Genomic DNA, 15,130 nt, shown 5'->3' on the forward strand with positions numbered 1-15,130 from the left:
AGGGTAAAAGGAGTTACCTGATGAACCATGCCGCTTTGTTCTTTTTCGCTGCACTGCTGGGGGCCTGCTTCGGCAGTATGCTCAACGTAGTGATTTACCGCCTTCCACGGATGATAAGGCAGGGGGAGGTTAGCTATAATCTCTGTCTGCCGCGGTCCCACTGTCCTCACTGTGGCCATCTGCTTGCCTGCAGGGACAATATTCCCCTGATTGGCTGGCTGATACTGCGAGGCCGCTGCCGCTATTGCTCGCACGCCATTTCTCGCAGCTATCCGCTGGTCGAATTAACCAGTACGCTGTTGTGTCTGATGATGGCGGCACTGCTGCCGACAGGCGGTGCGCTGATTGCTTCCTGGACGCTGGTCTGGCTGCTTCTGGCACTGGCCCTGATCGATATAGAGCACCTGCTGTTGCCTGATTTACTGACTCTGCCGCTGTTATGGCTGGGGATGCTGTTTCAAATTCTCCACTGCCTGCCGCATATTTCATTACAGCAGAGCGTGATCGGAGCACTGAGTGGTTATCTGGCGCTCTGGTTACCTGCGCATGGCTATCGCCTGCTGCGGGGGAAAGAGGTGCTAGGTATGGGTGATGCCAAGCTGCTGGCCGCCTTAGGCGCATGGCTGGGCTGGCAGGCGTTACCAATGCTGTTATTGCTGGCATCGCTCGGCAGTCTTATCTGGCTTTGCGCCAGCCGCCTGATTTCCCAGCGCTCTCTCACCACGCCTTTTCCGTTTGGTCCCGGACTGGCCGCTGCTGGACTGGTTCTGTTTATTGTCGGAAACGCGAAATGAGTATCCTGCCCATGCCTTCGCTGTCTTTTTGCTGTTTGCTGTCCTTTCTTTTTCTTTCAAGTATAAAAAAAGGCCGGGTATTTACCCGGCCCTGATGCAGATCTTAGCTGGCTGGCAGATTACGCCAGGCGGCCATGACACTGTTTGTATTTTTTACCTGAACCGCACGGGCAGAGGTCGTTACGACCGACTTTACGCTCACCGGTCTGAGCAGCCAGTTCCTGAGCGGCTTCGGTTTCATCATCGACATGGCTGAGCTGCTGCTGCTGAGCCAGGCGTTCAGCTTCCTGACGGCGCTGTTCTTCCATCTGCTCAACTTCTTCCGGCATACGTACCTGAACCTTGCTCAGCGTGCTGATAACTTCATACTTCAGCGACTCCAGCATGGCGGCAAACATAGCGAAGGATTCACGTTTGTACTCCTGCTTCGGATCCTTTTGCGCGTAGCCGCGCAGATGGATGCCCTGACGCAGATAGTCCATCGCGGCAAGGTGCTCTTTCCACAGCGAGTCTAGCGTCTGCAGCATCACGCCTTTTTCGAAGTTGCGCATCATCTCTGCGCCAACGACTTCTTCTTTACGGCGATACTGCTCGTTCGCCTGTTCCATAATACGCTCGCGCAGCGTCTCTTCATGCAGATCGGGCTCTTTATCCAGCCAGTCGCCAATCGGCAGGTCGAGATCGAAATCGGTTTTCAGACGCTCCTGCAGACCAGGAACATCCCACATTTCTTCCAGCGACTGCGGTGGAATATAGCTGTCGAGGGTCGCTTTAAAGACGTCTTCGCGAATGCTGACAATAGTTTCTGACACGTCGGACACGTCGAGCAGTTCGTTACGCTGGGTGTAGATTGCGCGGCGCTGGTCGCTTGCCACGTCATCATATTCAAGCAGCTGCTTACGGATGTCGAAGTTACGGCTTTCTACCTTACGCTGTGCGTTGGCGATCGCTTTGGTAACCCACGGGTGTTCAATGGCTTCGCCAGGCTTCATTCCCAGCTTACGCATCATGTTAGACACGCGGTCCGAAGCGAAAATGCGCATCAGAGCATCTTCCATCGACAGATAGAAACGGGATGAACCGTTGTCACCCTGACGACCGGAACGGCCACGCAGCTGGTTATCGATGCGGCGCGATTCATGGCGCTCGGTACCGATAATGTGCAGACCACCGGAAGCCAGCACCGCATCATGACGGATCTGCCATGCGCTCTTAATGGCGTCGATCTGCTCCTGGGTTGGCGCTTCCAGCTCGGCCAGTTCAGTCTGCCAGCTGCCGCCCAGCACGATATCGGTACCACGACCGGCCATGTTGGTGGCGATAGTGACCGCGCCCGGCTGGCCCGCCTGCGCCACGATATCCGCTTCGCGGGCGTGGAACTTGGCATTCAGAACTTCGTGTTTAATCCCCGCACGGGTCAGCTCGTTGGAAACCACTTCCGATTTTTCAATCGAGATGGTCCCGACCAGCACCGGCTGTCCGTTGGCGGTACGCTCACGGATATCCTCGATGATCGCATCAATTTTCTCTTTCTCGGTCATATAGACCAGGTCAGGAAGATCTTTACGCACCATCGGACGGTTGGTTGGCACCACAATAGTATCCAGCTTGTAGATTGAGCTGAATTCGAAGGCTTCCGTGTCCGCCGTACCGGTCATACCGGCCAGCTTGTTGTACAGGCGGAAGTAGTTCTGGAAGGTGATTGAAGCCAGCGTCTGGTTTTCGTTCTGAATTTCTACGCCTTCTTTCGCTTCTACAGCCTGATGCAGACCATCAGACCAGCGACGCCCCTGCATGGTACGACCGGTGTGTTCGTCAACGATGATCACTTCGCCATCTTTTACGATGTAATCAACGTCGCGGGTGAACAGCACATGGGCACGCAGCGCGGCAGTGACATGGTGCATCATCATAATGTTAGCCGGCGAGTAAAGAGACTCGCCCTCTTCCATAATGCCTTCGCTGACCATCAGCCCTTCAATCGTCACCAGACCGCGTTCGGTCAGGTGAACCTGACGCGATTTCTCATCAACCGAGAAGTGGCCTTCGCCCTGGAACGTGTCGGAGTCTTCTTTTTCCTGGCGGATCAGTCCAGGAATGATTTTATTTACTTTGATGTACAGCTCTGAGCTGTCTTCCGCCGGGCCGGAAATGATCAGTGGCGTACGAGCTTCATCGATCAGAATCGAGTCCACCTCATCCACCAGCGCATAGTTCAACTTGCGCTGTACGCGATCTTCAGGGCTGAACGCCATGTTGTCACGCAGGTAGTCAAAGCCGTATTCGTTATTGGTACCGTAGGTGATATCCGCAGCGTAGGCGGCACGCTTGGCCGGTGATGGCATACCCGGCAGGTTAATACCGATGCTCAGGCCCAGGAATTCGAACAGTCCACGGTTGTTTTCGGCGTCACGCTGGGCCAGGTAATCGTTGACGGTGACCACGTGAACCCCTTTGCCGCTCAGGGCGTTGAGGTAGGCTGGCAGAGTCGCCGTCAGGGTTTTACCCTCACCGGTACGCATCTCGGCAATACAGCGATCGTTCAGTACCATACCGCCCAGCAGCTGGACGTCGAAGTGGCGCATCCCAAACACGCGACGGCTGGCTTCACGCACGGTGGCGAACGCTTCAGGGATCAGGTTTTCCAGCACTTCGCCTTTTTCCAGACGGGCACGGAATTCGCCGGTTTTCGCCTTCAGCTCTTCATCGGTCAGCTTCTGGAAGTCCGGCTCCATTTTTCCGATCTGCTCAACAACTTTGCGCATACGACGCAGGGTGCGGTCATTGCTGCTACCAAAAACTTTAGTCAGTATTTTTGTAAACATAATAAGTAATTTCTCTCAGCCACGGCCTCTTGCCACGGTCATGCTATTTGATTATTAACGATTTTTATTTAATTTTAGCTGAGAAGTGAGGGTCCGGCGCGAATGCCGCGAACCTGGGCCAGCCACAGGCCGATATGATGAGAAGGAAGAGCGGTCGCTTCGCGCGGAACGGTACGGCGAATGATAACCGGAGGCCGCGCCTCATGCGTCAGCAGTGTGTTAAGCGTATCAAGCAGCGCCAACTTTTGCGCCTGCAGTGGCTGAACTTCTTCGGCAACCGGGACAACAGATGGCGTCAGTGCAAACGATAGATGGCGGATCACCGTGCGAATCGCATGCTGGTGCCAGTAGTCTACGCTGAATGAAGGGCGGCGAACGCTTTCCTGCAGCAGTGCCAGGCTATCAAAACGCGCGGCGGTACCGATATTAAGGCTTCGTGAAGAGGTTTCTGCTAAGGTAGTGCGGTCATGCGCTGACGCCTGAGGCAAGCCGAGACTCGCCGCGACCATCCCCAACAGGAGATGCGGCCAGAAATAGCGTCTGCCAAATTGTCGCCAACGATTTAGAATACCGATCACTGTGTTCCGCCGGAGCTAGCTATGCGTGATAGTCGCCCACAATCAATTGAAAGTTATTTCGACCAGGCCCAGGATAAAAGCATGCTGCAAAATATTCAGCAGCGAGCTATTGCTCTGAACAAGCTTAATCGCGCAGTGCAAGGGGTTATTCCCGCTCAGCTGCATCCCTGGTGCCGTGTGGCTAATTTCCGCCAGGGAATTCTGGTGATCGAAACGGCTAACGCCAGCTGGTTGATGCGTTTACGCTATGAACAATCCAGCCTGCTGTCAGCTTTACGTGCACAAATATTACCATCATTGACGTCGATCGACATCAGGATTAATCCTTCCCTTGCGGTAAAAGGACATGAATCCGTTCAAGAAAGCAGCATTCAGAAGCTAAAAGCAGAACAACCGCCGATCAGGCAGTTAAGTGAACATAGTGCAGAGATTTTACGCAGCGTCGCGAACCAGAGCCCGGAAAAACTGAAGAAGATATTAGAACGACTGGCCTCGCTGGCCGGAGAGAGTACCAGCTCAACCAGTCGTTAGAGTGGTTATGGCTTACGCCAGAACCAGGTTTGGTGCCTTGAATGTCACCGGGAGTTCAGCTTCGTCTTCAAACGTTGCCCATTCCCACGCTTCCTGCTTAGCCAGAACCGCCTGCAGCAGCTTGTTATTCAGTGCATGGCCCGATTTGAATGCGGTAAACGCACCAATGATGTTATGGCCACACATGTACAGGTCACCGATCGCATCGAGCATTTTGTGACGTACGAATTCGTCTTCGAAGCGTAAACCGTCTTCGTTCAATACGCGGTAGTCATCCACCACGATTGCACAGTCGAAACTGCCGCCCAGGCACAGGCCACGAGACTGCAGCGCTTCGATGTCACGCATAAAGCCGAAAGTACGAGCACGGCTGATCTGACGAGCAAAGGCTTCTGCAGAGAAGTCCATGCGGTAGCGCTGAGAGCTGGAGTCGATGGCCGGATGGTTAAAATCAATGGTAAAATCCAGAGAGAAACCATTATGCGGCGAAAGCTCGGCCCATTTGTCACCATCTTCAACCCGGACAGGCTGTTTGATGCGGACAAACTTCTTGGCGCTGTTCAGTTCTTCAATACCGGCATCCATCAGCAGATAGATAAAGGGTGCTGCGCTGCCGTCCATAATTGGAATTTCAGGCGCGTTAACTTCCACCACAATATTATCGATACCGAGGCCGGCAAGGGCTGCGTTCAGATGTTCGACTGTCGAAATACGCACGTCATGCTCATTCACCAGGCAAGTACAGAGCATGGTATCACGCACGGATTTTGCATCGGCCGGAAAATCTACCGGTGGATTCAAGTCAGTGCGGCGATAGATGACCCCGGTATTAGCCGGCGCAGGGCGTAACGTCAGCGTGACTTTTTTGCCGGTGTGTAAACCGACGCCAGTCGTCTGAACAATACGTTTTAGAGTCCGTTGTTTGATCATCGCATTATCTCGCAAAAATTCTATCCGATCGCCAGTTTACTGCACTGGCGGGCGAATAGTTTAACACAAAGAGTGAATTTTCCCACTTTTTAGGTAAATTCTTAATCCGCCTGCTTACGAAGGAAAGCAGGAATATCCAGGTAATCTGGCTCTTTGTTGGTCTGAGGACTTTGATCGTTAACCACTTTTGCAGCAGGTTTCTGTTCCTGAGGCAGCGGCGACATACCGTGCTGCTGGTAACGATGGTCCATTACAGGCTGAGAAGACTGCTTGTTGGTCACCAGCGTGATTTCTGGACGTTTGTCCATGCCGATACCGGTTGCCACCACGGTGACGCGCAGTTCGTCGTTCATTTCCGGATCCAGTGATGTGCCGATAACCACGGTAGCATTGTCGGATGCGAAGGCACGGATGGTGTTACCCACGGTTTCGAATTCATCAAGACGCAGATCGAAGCCAGCGGTAATGTTAACCAGCACGCCGCGCGCACCAGACAGGTCGATATCTTCCAGCAGCGGGCTGGAGATCGCCATTTCTGCCGCTTCTTCCGCACGGTCTTCACCGCATGCCACGCCAGAGCCCATCATCGCGTAGCCCATTTCGGACATCACGGTGCGCACGTCAGCAAAGTCAACGTTCATCAGACCCGGACGGGTGATCAGCTCAGCGATACCCTGCACTGCACCTTTCAGCACGTCGTTAGCCGCACCGAAGGCATCCAGCAGTGAAATACCGCGACCCAGCACTTTCAGCAGCTTGTCGTTAGGAATAGTGATCAGTGAATCGACGTGCTTAGACAGCTCGGCGATACCCTGCTCGGCAAACGCCATGCGTTTTTTGCCTTCAAAATTAAATGGCTTGGTCACCACAGCAACCGTCAGGATGCCCAGTTCTTTTGCCACTTCGGCAACAACAGGTGCAGCACCTGTTCCAGTACCGCCGCCCATACCGGCAGCGATAAACACCATGTCAGCACCATCCAGCGCCTGACGCAGTGCTTCACGATCTTCTTCGGCGGAGTTACGGCCGACTTCCGGGTTTGCACCCGCACCCAGACCTTTGGTGATTCCGTTACCGATCTGAATTGTCTGGCCTACTGCAGTCTTGCGCAGGGCCTGAGCATCTGTATTTACCGCGAAGAACTCAACGCCTTCGATACGTTCACGCACCATATGCTCTACGGCATTACCGCCGCCGCCGCCGACGCCGATGACTTTAATCACCGCGTCATTGGTTAATTCCATAGGTTCAAACATAATTTCTCTCCGTTTATGTGCCTGTTCGCCTGGAGATCGCTAATACTAATAAGACTAGCATGATCTCTCTGGTAAAAATTAAAACTCTTTTCTCAGCCAGCTGTTGATTCTCTTGAACCAGTTACCCACTGAGGCTCTTTTTTCTACTTCTGCTTCACCGCTGAGGTGAGATTCTTTTCCGTAGTGCAGTAAGCCAACCGCCGTTGAGTAGTACGGCTCCTGCGCGTAATCCGTTAATCCTGTAATGTTCAGCGGCTGTCCGATGCGCACCTGCGTGTGGAAAACACGCTGGGCACAAGCCGCTAATCCTTCAATCTGCGCCGCGCCGCCGGTCAGAACGATACCGGCCGCGAGGTGATGTTTAACGCCCTGCTGGCGAAGCTGTTCCTGCAGCTGCAGGATCTCGTCATTCACCAGATTCAGCAGTTCTGTGTAACGCGGCTCAATGACTTCAGCCAGCGTCTGACGCTGCAGGCTGCGCGGTGGTCGGCCACCCACGCTCGGCACTTCGACGTTTTCATCTTTGCCAACGATTGAGCCGAGTGCACAACCGTGACGAACTTTAATTGCCTCGGCATCCGTTGGCGGCGTACCGAAAGCATAAGCGATATCGCTGGTGACCACGTTCCCCGCATAAGGGATAACTTTGGTGTGGCGCAGCGCGCCGCCGGTATAAACCGCGATATCCATCGTGCCGCCGCCGACATCAACAACACAAACGCCCAGTTCGCGCTCGTCTTCGGTCAACACGGCAAAACTTGAGGCCAGGCCGGCGAAAATCAGCTGATCGACTTTCAGGCCACAGCGTTCAACCGCTTTGACGATGTTCTTCGCCATGTCGTTGTGGCAGGTGATCAGATGCACTTTTGCCTGCATGCGCACGCCGGATAATCCAACCGGGTTTTTGATCCCTTCCTGATAGTCGATCGCGTATTCTTGCGGAATAACATGGAGGATGCGGTGTTCATCACGAACACGGACGGATTTCGCGGTGTGAACCACGTTTTCCACATCTTCCTGCGTTACTTCCTCTTCTGAAATAGGAACCATCCCTATTTCGTTCTGGCAGCTGATATGTTTGCCCGACAGCGCCAGATAAACCGAAGAAATCTGACAATCTGCCATCAGCTCAGCCTGATCGATAGCGCGCTGAACGCACTTCACTACCGATTCAAGGTCATTCACGCCGCCTTTATCCATGCCGCGAGACGGGCAGCTGCCCACCCCGATAATATTGACCATGCCATCGGGCAGGACTTCTCCTACCAGGGCGGCAACCTTCGCGGTGCCTATCTCGAGTCCAACTACCAGTTTTCTGTCCGTCGACTTGATCATTGTTGTTTAGCCTGTACCTGATTCTGTTGCTGATGACTGTCAGCGCTAGTAATGAGTTCGGGTGTCCATCCTACTGCCGCGCCAGAGTCATAACGCAGGTCCACGTAGCTGATACGCTTATTTTCCGTCTGGCCCTGCTGTTGCAGAGTCGGGTAGAGAGCGATGAAGCGCTTCAACCGCTTCATATCTTCGTTACGTCCCAGCTCCAGACGGATATCATCATCTAACACCAGCTGCCATGAACGCCGCGCGGTCATTGAAGCAGCCTTTAACTTAAATTTGTTCGCTGCCAGCACGTCCCGCATCTGGTGGTAGCCGGTCAACACTTCCGTTTCGCTTCCTTCCGGGCCATACAGCAGCTGTAACACTTCTTTATCCTGATGGCTGGCCGGAACGCTGAACGATTTCCCTTCGGCGTCAACCATGTGCACATCATTCCAACGCGCAACCGGCACATACTCAACCAGATGAATCTTTAATTCGTCCGGCCACTGCTTACGCACGCTCACCTGCTGGATCCACGGCAGGCGTTCGATCTGCTGCTGGATGATGTCCACATCCTGCGACATAAAGGTGCCGGGTTCGCCAAGCGATAAAATCGCCTGACGAATATCATCGTTCCTGGTGTAGTGGGTTTGCCCCGTCACCACCAGCTTCGATAACGGCTGCCTTGATGCATCGTCCATCCATTTCAGAACAACAAAACCACCCGCCAGCATGGTGCCGATAACCATCAGCAAAAACAGGATCCCGGCCAGGCGCGAGCCATTGCTACGCCCGGTTCGCGCTTTTTCCTGCTGCGCTTCACGATTTCGAACATTTAACGCCGCCTGAGACATATCAGTCGGCCAGTTCCAGAATGCGTACTACCAGCTGCGAGAAGCTCAGACCTGCCTGTTTTGCTGCCATCGGCACCAGACTGTGGCTGGTCATTCCCGGCGAGGTGTTCACCTCAAGCAGGTAGAAGCGCCCGTCGCCGCCCATCATCACGTCGACGCGGCCCCAGCCGCTGCATCCCAGTGCGCGCCATGCAGCGATCACCAGCTGGCTTAATTCGGCTTCCTGCTCGTCGTTGAGCCCTGACGGGCAGAAATATTGCGTATCATCAGAGATGTACTTCGCCTGATAATCATAAAATTCGCTCGCCGCCTGAATACGGATAGACGGCATAATCTGGTCGCCGATTACCGCAACGGTGTACTCCGGGCCACTGAGGAACGCTTCAACCAGCACTTCATCATCGTGGCGGAAGGCTTCCACCAGCGCCGCGTGCAGCTGCGACGCATGATTCACGCGGGAAATCCCCACGCTTGAGCCTTCGCGGCTTGGCTTCACAAACAGCGGCATGCCCAGGGCAGCGATGCTGTCGGCAACGTCACCGTCGATACCGGCATCCATCTGCTTGCGGGTCAACGCCACATAAGGCGACACCGGCAGCCCACAGCCCTGCCAGAGGAACTTGCTGCGCAGCTTATCCATCGTGATAGCCGATGCCATCACGCCGCTACCGGTGTAAGGAATATCCAGGAACTCAAGAACGCCCTGCAGCGTGCCGTCTTCACCGCCACGACCGTGCAACGCGATAAATGCTTTGGTAAAGCCCTGTTCTTTCAGGCTCAGTACAGGAACATCACGAATATCTACCGGATGTGCATCCACGCCCGCTTCTTTCAGTCCGGCCAGTACGGCCGCACCCGATAACAGGGATACGTCACGCTCTGCGGACGTTCCACCCAGCAATACCGCTACTTTATCAGCCATGATATTCCTCTTCTTTCGTCTGCGGTTGTAACTTCAGCTCTGCCAGTTTGCGGGCAATACGCCCAACGTTTCCTGCACCCTGAACCAGGATCAAATCATTGCCGGAAAGCTTCGGCAGCAGGGTTTCCAGTACGGCGTCATGATCGGAAACCAGAATCGGATCGACCTTGCCACGGCCGCGGATCGTGCGGCACAGCGAACGGCTGTCGGCTCCAGGGATAGCGGTTTCACCGGCAGAATAGACATCCAGCATCAGCAGCACATCGACCTGCGACAGCACGTTAGCGAAATCGTCATACAGATCGCGAGTGCGCGTATAGCGGTGCGGCTGGAAAATCATCACCAGCTGTTTGTCCGGCCAGCCTGCGCGTGCGGCTTTAATCGTCACGTCAACTTCGGTCGGATGATGTCCATAGTCATCAACCAGCATCGCCGTGCCCGACGGCTGACCGTTGGCTTCTGCCAGCGGGTATTCGCCGAGGAAGTCAAAGCGACGTCCGGTGCCCTGGAAGCTCTCCAGCGCGCTGAGGATATCTTCATCCTCAATGCCTTCTTCTGTGGCAACCGCCACGGCGGCCGCGGCGTTCAGCGCGTTATGGCGGCCCGGGGCGTTCAGCGTCACATGCATTAACGGCTTGTCGTGGCGCACCAGCGTAAACAGGCCCTGCGCGCCGCGCTGTTCGTAATTCTCAACCCGCACATCGGCGTCTTCACTGAAGCCGTAAGTGGTAATCTGGCGCCCGACGCGCGGCAGCAGATCGCGGATCACCGCGTCATCAATACACAGCACCGCACGGCCGTAAAACGGCAGGTTGTGCAGGAAGTTAATAAACGTCTGCTTTAAGTTCTCAAAGTCGCCCTGGTACGTGTCCATATGGTCGGCTTCAATGTTGGTGACAATCGCCACCATCGGCTGCAGATGGAGGAATGACGCATCACTCTCATCCGCTTCAGCAATCAGATAACGGCTGCTGCCCAGGCGCGCATGGGTGCCCGCAGCCTTAACCAGGCCTCCGTTCACGAACGTTGGATCCAGCCCGCCTTCGGCATAAATGCTGGACACCATCGCCGTGGTGGTGGTTTTCCCGTGCGTGCCGGCAATCGCAATACCGTGGCGGAAGCGCATCAGTTCGGCCAGCATTTCCGCGCGACGGATCACCGGGATACGCGCCTCACGTGCGGCCAGCACTTCCGGATTATCCTGCGCCACCGCCGTCGAAACCACGACCACGCTGGCGTCGCTGACGTTTTCCGGGCGATGGTTGAAATAGATCGTTGCGCCCAGCCCGCTCAGATGCTGAGTCACCGCGTTCGGTGCCAGGTCAGAGCCGCTGATTTCATAACCTTCATTCGCCAACACTTCGGCAATACCGCCCATGCCGGCACCACCGATGCCAACAAAGTGGATGTGCCGGACGCGACGCATCTCGGGCACGATAGAACGCAGTTTTGCCAGTTGTTGTGTATTCATCTCTTCTTTGCCACACCTGTGTTTCTATGAAGCGGGTACGCCCACTTCAGCAAATAGTGTTTACCGCGCCGCTTTGCTGACTTCAGCAGCGACGCGCTCTGTTGCATCCGGGATAGCAACGGCGCGGGCCTTTTCGGCCATCTGCAGCAGCGTTGCACGGTCCCAGCCTGCCAGCGTTGAAGCCACCGTTTCAGCGGTAAACTGCGGCTGCTCATAAATTTTTGCGGCACCTGCCTGTTCCAGCGGCAGCGCGTTCCAGTACTGCTGGCGATCTTTATGTTGGAATGGTACGAAAATCGCCGGTAATCCCGCCGCCGCGACTTCGCTGACGGTCAGTGCGCCGGAACGACATACCACAACGTCCGCCCAGGCATAGGCTGCCGCCATATCATCAATAAATTCTGCGACTTTATGCTGGGTCTGCCCGACCTGAGCATAAGCCTGATTAACGCTGTCCAGCGCGCCCTTCCCCACCTGATGCCACAGCGTAATGCGATCGCCGAGGATCGCGGCCACTTCTGGCAAAGTCTGATTCAGCACGCGCGCGCCCTGGCTGCCGCCAATGACCAGTACGCGAACCGGGCCTTCGCGTCCGGTCAGACGTTCTGCCGGTAACGGCAGCGCCAGCACGTCGGTTCGCACCGGGTTGCCGACCACTTCCGCATTCGGAAACGCGCCCGGGAACGCCTGCATCACTTTTTTGGCAATTTTTGCCAGCCATTTGTTGGTCAGCCCGGCAATACCGTTTTGTTCATGCAGCACGACCGGAATACCGCAGCTCCACGCGGCCAGGCCGCCGGGGCCGGAAACATAGCCGCCCATTCCCAGCACCACATCCGGCTGCCAGCGCTTCATAATCGCCCGGGCCTGGCGCCAGGCGTTGAAGATACGCAGCGGTGCCGCCAGCTGTGCCTTGATGCCTTTACCGCGCAGTCCGCTAATGCGGATAAACTCGATGTCGATTCCGTGCTTTGGCACCAGGTCCGCTTCCATCCGATCTGCGGTTCCCAGCCAGCGTACCTGCCAGCCCTGTGCCATAAGATGGTGCGCAACTGCCAGCCCGGGGAAAACGTGCCCTCCGGTTCCACCGGCCATCACCATCAGTCGCTTTCCACTCATCGACTAACCTCGCGTAAACGCCTGGGCTTTTGCCAGACGCGTTTCATAATCAATACGTAACAACAGCACGATAGCGGTCGACATAATAATCAGACTCGATCCACCGTAACTGATCAGCGGCAGCGTCAGACCCTTGGTCGGTAACATGCCCGCCGCAGCGCCAACGTTAACCAGAGCCTGGAAGCTGAACCAGACGCCAATTGAGCACGCCAGAAAGCCCGAAAATCGCTGATCGATCTCTAACGCCTTGCGCCCGATGGACATCGCGCGAAAAGCGACGAAGAATACCATTAACAACGCGAAAACCACACCGATATAACCCAGTTCTTCCCCAATAATCGAGAAGATAAAATCGGTATGTGCCTCGGGTAAATACTCCAGTTTTTGCACCGAGTTCCCAAGGCCCTGGCCCCAGAATTCACCGCGACCAAAGGCCATCAGCGACTGGGTCAACTGGTAGCCGCTGCCGAACGGATCTTCCCACGGATTCCAGAACGACGTGACGCGTCGCATACGATACGGTTCCGCCACAATCAGCAGGCAAACGGCAAAGATTCCAGAGCCGATAATCGCCAGGAACTGCCATAATTTCGCCCCGGCAAGAAACAGCATCGCCAGCGTGGTCACAAACAGTACCACCACGGTTCCGAGGTCGGGCTGCGCCAGCAGCAGCACGGCCAGCACCACCATCACGCCCATCGGCTTACAGAAGCCCCAGAAGTTATGGCGGACCTCTTCAACCTTGCGCACCAGATAGCTGGCCAGATAGCAAAACAGGGCCAGCTTTGACAGTTCCGCCGGCTGAATGCGCAGCGGCCCGAGGGCAATCCAGCGCGACGCACCGTTAACCGAGCTGCCGACGACCAGTACCACCAGCAGCATCACAATCGTGACCATCAGCATGATGTTGCTGTAGCGCTGCCAGACGGCCATCGGCACCCGCAGCGTGACCAGCGACATACCGAACGCCAGCGCAATATAGAACGCATCACGCTTGGCGAAATAAAACGGATCGTCCGAGAGGCGCTGCCCCACCGGCATCGATGCCGACGTTACCATCACAAAACCGATAATCGCCAGGCCAAAGGTCAGCCACAGCAGCATCCGGTCGTACAGCACCATCGAGTTGGTATCGCTTTCGCGCGATCCCATCACCCAGCCCTTCAGGCGATCGGAAATGCCACCGGCAAGGCTCAGACCGGGTAAACGCATCAGCCCATCTCCTGTGCCAGCTGGGCAAACAGGTCGCCGCGCTGCTCAAAGTTTTTAAACTGGTCGAGGCTGGCGCAGGCGGGTGACAGCAGCACCATATCGCCCGATTTAACCTGAGCGGCAATCTGCACCATCGCTTCAGCCATTGTGTCCGTTTGCACGGAAATGTCCGGCCGCAGTGCCGCCAGTTCCTCACCGTCGCGGCCAAAGCAGTAAACGCGAATGTTGTCGCCCTGCAGGTAGCGGGTCAGCGAGCTGAAATCGGCTGATTTACCGTCGCCGCCCAACAGCAGCCACAGCGTACCGGCAACCTGTAAACCATTCAGCGCCGCCTCGGTGCTGCCGACGTTGGTGGCTTTGGAATCGTTAATCCAGCGCACGCCGTTATTGTCATGCACCAGTTGGAAGCGATGCGCCAGGCCAGCAAAGGTGGTCAGGGCTTTCAGGCTGGTTGCGCGTGGCAGGCCTACGGCATCCGCCAGCGCCAGCGCGGCCAGCGCATTGCTGTAGTTATGCTGGCCCGTCAGATTCATTTCAGCGGTGTTCAGCACCTTCTCACCTTTAACCCGCAGCCAGGTGTTGCCCTGCTGGCGATTAAGATGATAGTCACCCACGTCCACGCCAAAGCTGACGCAGCGCTGGTCAGCGCCGCGTACCGGCATAGTCATGGCGTCATCCGCGTTGACCACGCAAACCGCCGCGTTTTCATAAATCCGTAACTTAGCGGCACGATACTGCTGCATGCCGAGCGGGTAGCGGTCCATGTGATCTTCAGTGACGTTGAGGATCGTGGCCGCCGCCGCGTGCAGGCTGCTGGTTGTCTCCAGCTGGAAGCTGGAAAGCTCCAGCACGTACAGCTGCGCTGGTTTATCCAGCAGCATCAGCGCCGGAAGGCCGATATTGCCACCGACGCCCACCTGCCAGCCGGCGGCCTGTGCCATTTCACCCACCAGCGTGGTGACGGTGCTTTTACCGTTAGAGCCGGTAATGGCGACGATCGGTGCCTGCGCCTCGCGGCAGAACAATTCGATATCGCCAACAATCTCAACGCCCGCTTCCGCCGCATCCATCAGTGCCGGATGCGCCAGTGCCATACCCGGGCTGGCGACTATCAGGTCAGCGTCCAGAAGCCAGCGGTCGTTCAGCGATCCCAGCCAGCGCTCAACTTCCGCCGGGAGTTTTTCCAGCCCTGGCGGTACGACGCGGGTATCCATCACGCGCGGCGTGACGCCGCGCGCTAAAAAGAAATCAACGCAGGAAAGACCGGTCAGGCCCAACCCGATGATGACGACTTTTTTACCCTGATAGTCAGCCATGA

The 15,130-nt window shown here is 55.9% G+C and carries 13 protein-coding genes; 2 read left to right on the top strand and 11 right to left on the bottom strand.

Annotation, left to right across the window (positions count from 1 at the left end; genetic code table 11):
• The first annotated feature begins 17 nt into the window (after positions 1 to 17).
• A complete protein-coding gene (locus EC836_RS22280; protein WP_370348397.1) occupies positions 18 to 794 on the top strand; it encodes an A24 family peptidase in 777 nt (258 codons plus the stop codon).
• A gap of 119 nt (positions 795 to 913) precedes the next feature.
• Here the strand turns inward: EC836_RS22280 and secA are convergent, their stop codons facing one another.
• Both secA and secM read right to left on the bottom strand, forming a co-directional pair.
• Positions 914 to 3,619 (bottom strand): preprotein translocase subunit SecA, encoded by a 2,706-nt coding sequence (gene secA / locus EC836_RS22285; RefSeq protein WP_123337225.1) that lies wholly within the window; start codon positions 3,617 to 3,619, stop codon positions 914 to 916.
• 74 nt (positions 3,620 to 3,693) lie between these two features.
• Complete coding sequence (gene secM, locus EC836_RS22290) at positions 3,694 to 4,197, bottom strand: secA translation cis-regulator SecM (protein WP_123337227.1); 504 nt, start codon at positions 4,195 to 4,197, stop codon at positions 3,694 to 3,696.
• A 21-nt stretch (positions 4,198 to 4,218) separates the two neighbouring features.
• Here secM and EC836_RS22295 point away from each other — a divergent pair, with 21 nt between their 5' ends.
• Positions 4,219 to 4,728 (top strand): DUF721 domain-containing protein, encoded by a 510-nt coding sequence (locus EC836_RS22295; RefSeq protein WP_123337229.1) that lies wholly within the window; start codon positions 4,219 to 4,221, stop codon positions 4,726 to 4,728.
• Positions 4,729 to 4,740: 12 nt separating this feature from the next.
• Here EC836_RS22295 and lpxC read toward each other — a convergent pair whose 3' ends face one another.
• From lpxC to murD, 9 genes are all read right to left on the bottom strand, one after another.
• Positions 4,741 to 5,658, bottom strand: coding sequence for a UDP-3-O-acyl-N-acetylglucosamine deacetylase (gene lpxC, locus EC836_RS22300; protein WP_105595358.1), 918 nt, complete (start codon positions 5,656 to 5,658; stop codon positions 4,741 to 4,743).
• Positions 5,659 to 5,759: 101 nt separating this feature from the next.
• Positions 5,760 to 6,914: a cell division protein FtsZ gene (gene ftsZ, locus EC836_RS22305; RefSeq protein WP_105595357.1), complete on the bottom strand. Its 1,155-nt coding sequence runs from the start codon at positions 6,912 to 6,914 to the stop codon at positions 5,760 to 5,762.
• Between the two features lie 78 nt (positions 6,915 to 6,992).
• Positions 6,993 to 8,249 carry a cell division protein FtsA gene (ftsA, locus tag EC836_RS22310; RefSeq protein WP_105595356.1) on the bottom strand — a complete coding sequence of 419 codons (1,257 nt, stop codon included), beginning with the start codon at positions 8,247 to 8,249 and terminating at the stop codon, positions 6,993 to 6,995.
• A complete protein-coding gene (gene ftsQ / locus EC836_RS22315) occupies positions 8,246 to 9,088 on the bottom strand; it encodes a cell division protein FtsQ (RefSeq protein ID WP_123337231.1) in 843 nt (280 codons plus the stop codon). The genes ftsA and ftsQ overlap by 4 nt, the downstream gene beginning before the upstream one ends.
• Before the next feature lies 1 nt (position 9,089).
• Complete coding sequence (locus EC836_RS22320; protein ID WP_123337233.1) at positions 9,090 to 10,010, bottom strand: D-alanine--D-alanine ligase; 921 nt, start codon at positions 10,008 to 10,010, stop codon at positions 9,090 to 9,092.
• Positions 10,003 to 11,481 carry a UDP-N-acetylmuramate--L-alanine ligase gene (gene murC, locus EC836_RS22325; protein ID WP_123337235.1) on the bottom strand — a complete coding sequence of 493 codons (1,479 nt, stop codon included), beginning with the start codon at positions 11,479 to 11,481 and terminating at the stop codon, positions 10,003 to 10,005. Before murC ends, EC836_RS22320 begins: the two co-directional genes overlap by 8 nt.
• A gap of 60 nt (positions 11,482 to 11,541) precedes the next feature.
• Positions 11,542 to 12,600 carry an undecaprenyldiphospho-muramoylpentapeptide beta-N-acetylglucosaminyltransferase gene (gene murG / locus EC836_RS22330; protein WP_123337237.1) on the bottom strand — a complete coding sequence of 353 codons (1,059 nt, stop codon included), beginning with the start codon at positions 12,598 to 12,600 and terminating at the stop codon, positions 11,542 to 11,544.
• Between the two features lie 3 nt (positions 12,601 to 12,603).
• A complete protein-coding gene (ftsW, locus tag EC836_RS22335; RefSeq protein WP_123337239.1) occupies positions 12,604 to 13,812 on the bottom strand; it encodes a cell division protein FtsW in 1,209 nt (402 codons plus the stop codon).
• A complete protein-coding gene (gene murD / locus EC836_RS22340; RefSeq protein WP_123337242.1) occupies positions 13,812 to 15,128 on the bottom strand; it encodes a UDP-N-acetylmuramoyl-L-alanine--D-glutamate ligase in 1,317 nt (438 codons plus the stop codon). The genes ftsW and murD overlap by 1 nt, the downstream gene beginning before the upstream one ends.
• Between the last annotated feature and the right edge of the window lie 2 nt (positions 15,129 to 15,130).

Origin of the sequence: Erwinia sp. JUb26, assembly GCF_003751505.1 — a bacterium.
In the GTDB taxonomy this organism is placed as follows: Bacteria; Pseudomonadota; Gammaproteobacteria; order Enterobacterales; family Enterobacteriaceae; genus Erwinia.

Coding starts and splice junctions, on each gene's coding strand:
- secA (WP_123337225.1), bottom strand. CDS start 3,619: ATGTTTACAAAAATACTGACTAAAGTTTTTGGTAGCAGCAATGACCGC.
- EC836_RS22295 (WP_123337229.1), top strand. CDS start 4,219: ATGCGTGATAGTCGCCCACAATCAATTGAAAGTTATTTCGACCAGGCC.
- lpxC (WP_105595358.1), bottom strand. CDS start 5,658: ATGATCAAACAACGGACTCTAAAACGTATTGTTCAGACGACTGGCGTC.
- ftsZ (WP_105595357.1), bottom strand. CDS start 6,914: ATGTTTGAACCTATGGAATTAACCAATGACGCGGTGATTAAAGTCATC.
- ftsA (WP_105595356.1), bottom strand. CDS start 8,249: ATGATCAAGTCGACGGACAGAAAACTGGTAGTTGGACTCGAGATAGGC.
- ftsQ (WP_123337231.1), bottom strand. CDS start 9,088: ATGTCTCAGGCGGCGTTAAATGTTCGAAATCGTGAAGCGCAGCAGGAA.
- EC836_RS22320 (WP_123337233.1), bottom strand. CDS start 10,010: ATGGCTGATAAAGTAGCGGTATTGCTGGGTGGAACGTCCGCAGAGCGT.
- murC (WP_123337235.1), bottom strand. CDS start 11,481: ATGAATACACAACAACTGGCAAAACTGCGTTCTATCGTGCCCGAGATG.
- murG (WP_123337237.1), bottom strand. CDS start 12,600: ATGAGTGGAAAGCGACTGATGGTGATGGCCGGTGGAACCGGAGGGCAC.
- ftsW (WP_123337239.1), bottom strand. CDS start 13,812: ATGCGTTTACCCGGTCTGAGCCTTGCCGGTGGCATTTCCGATCGCCTG.
- murD (WP_123337242.1), bottom strand. CDS start 15,128: ATGGCTGACTATCAGGGTAAAAAAGTCGTCATCATCGGGTTGGGCCTG.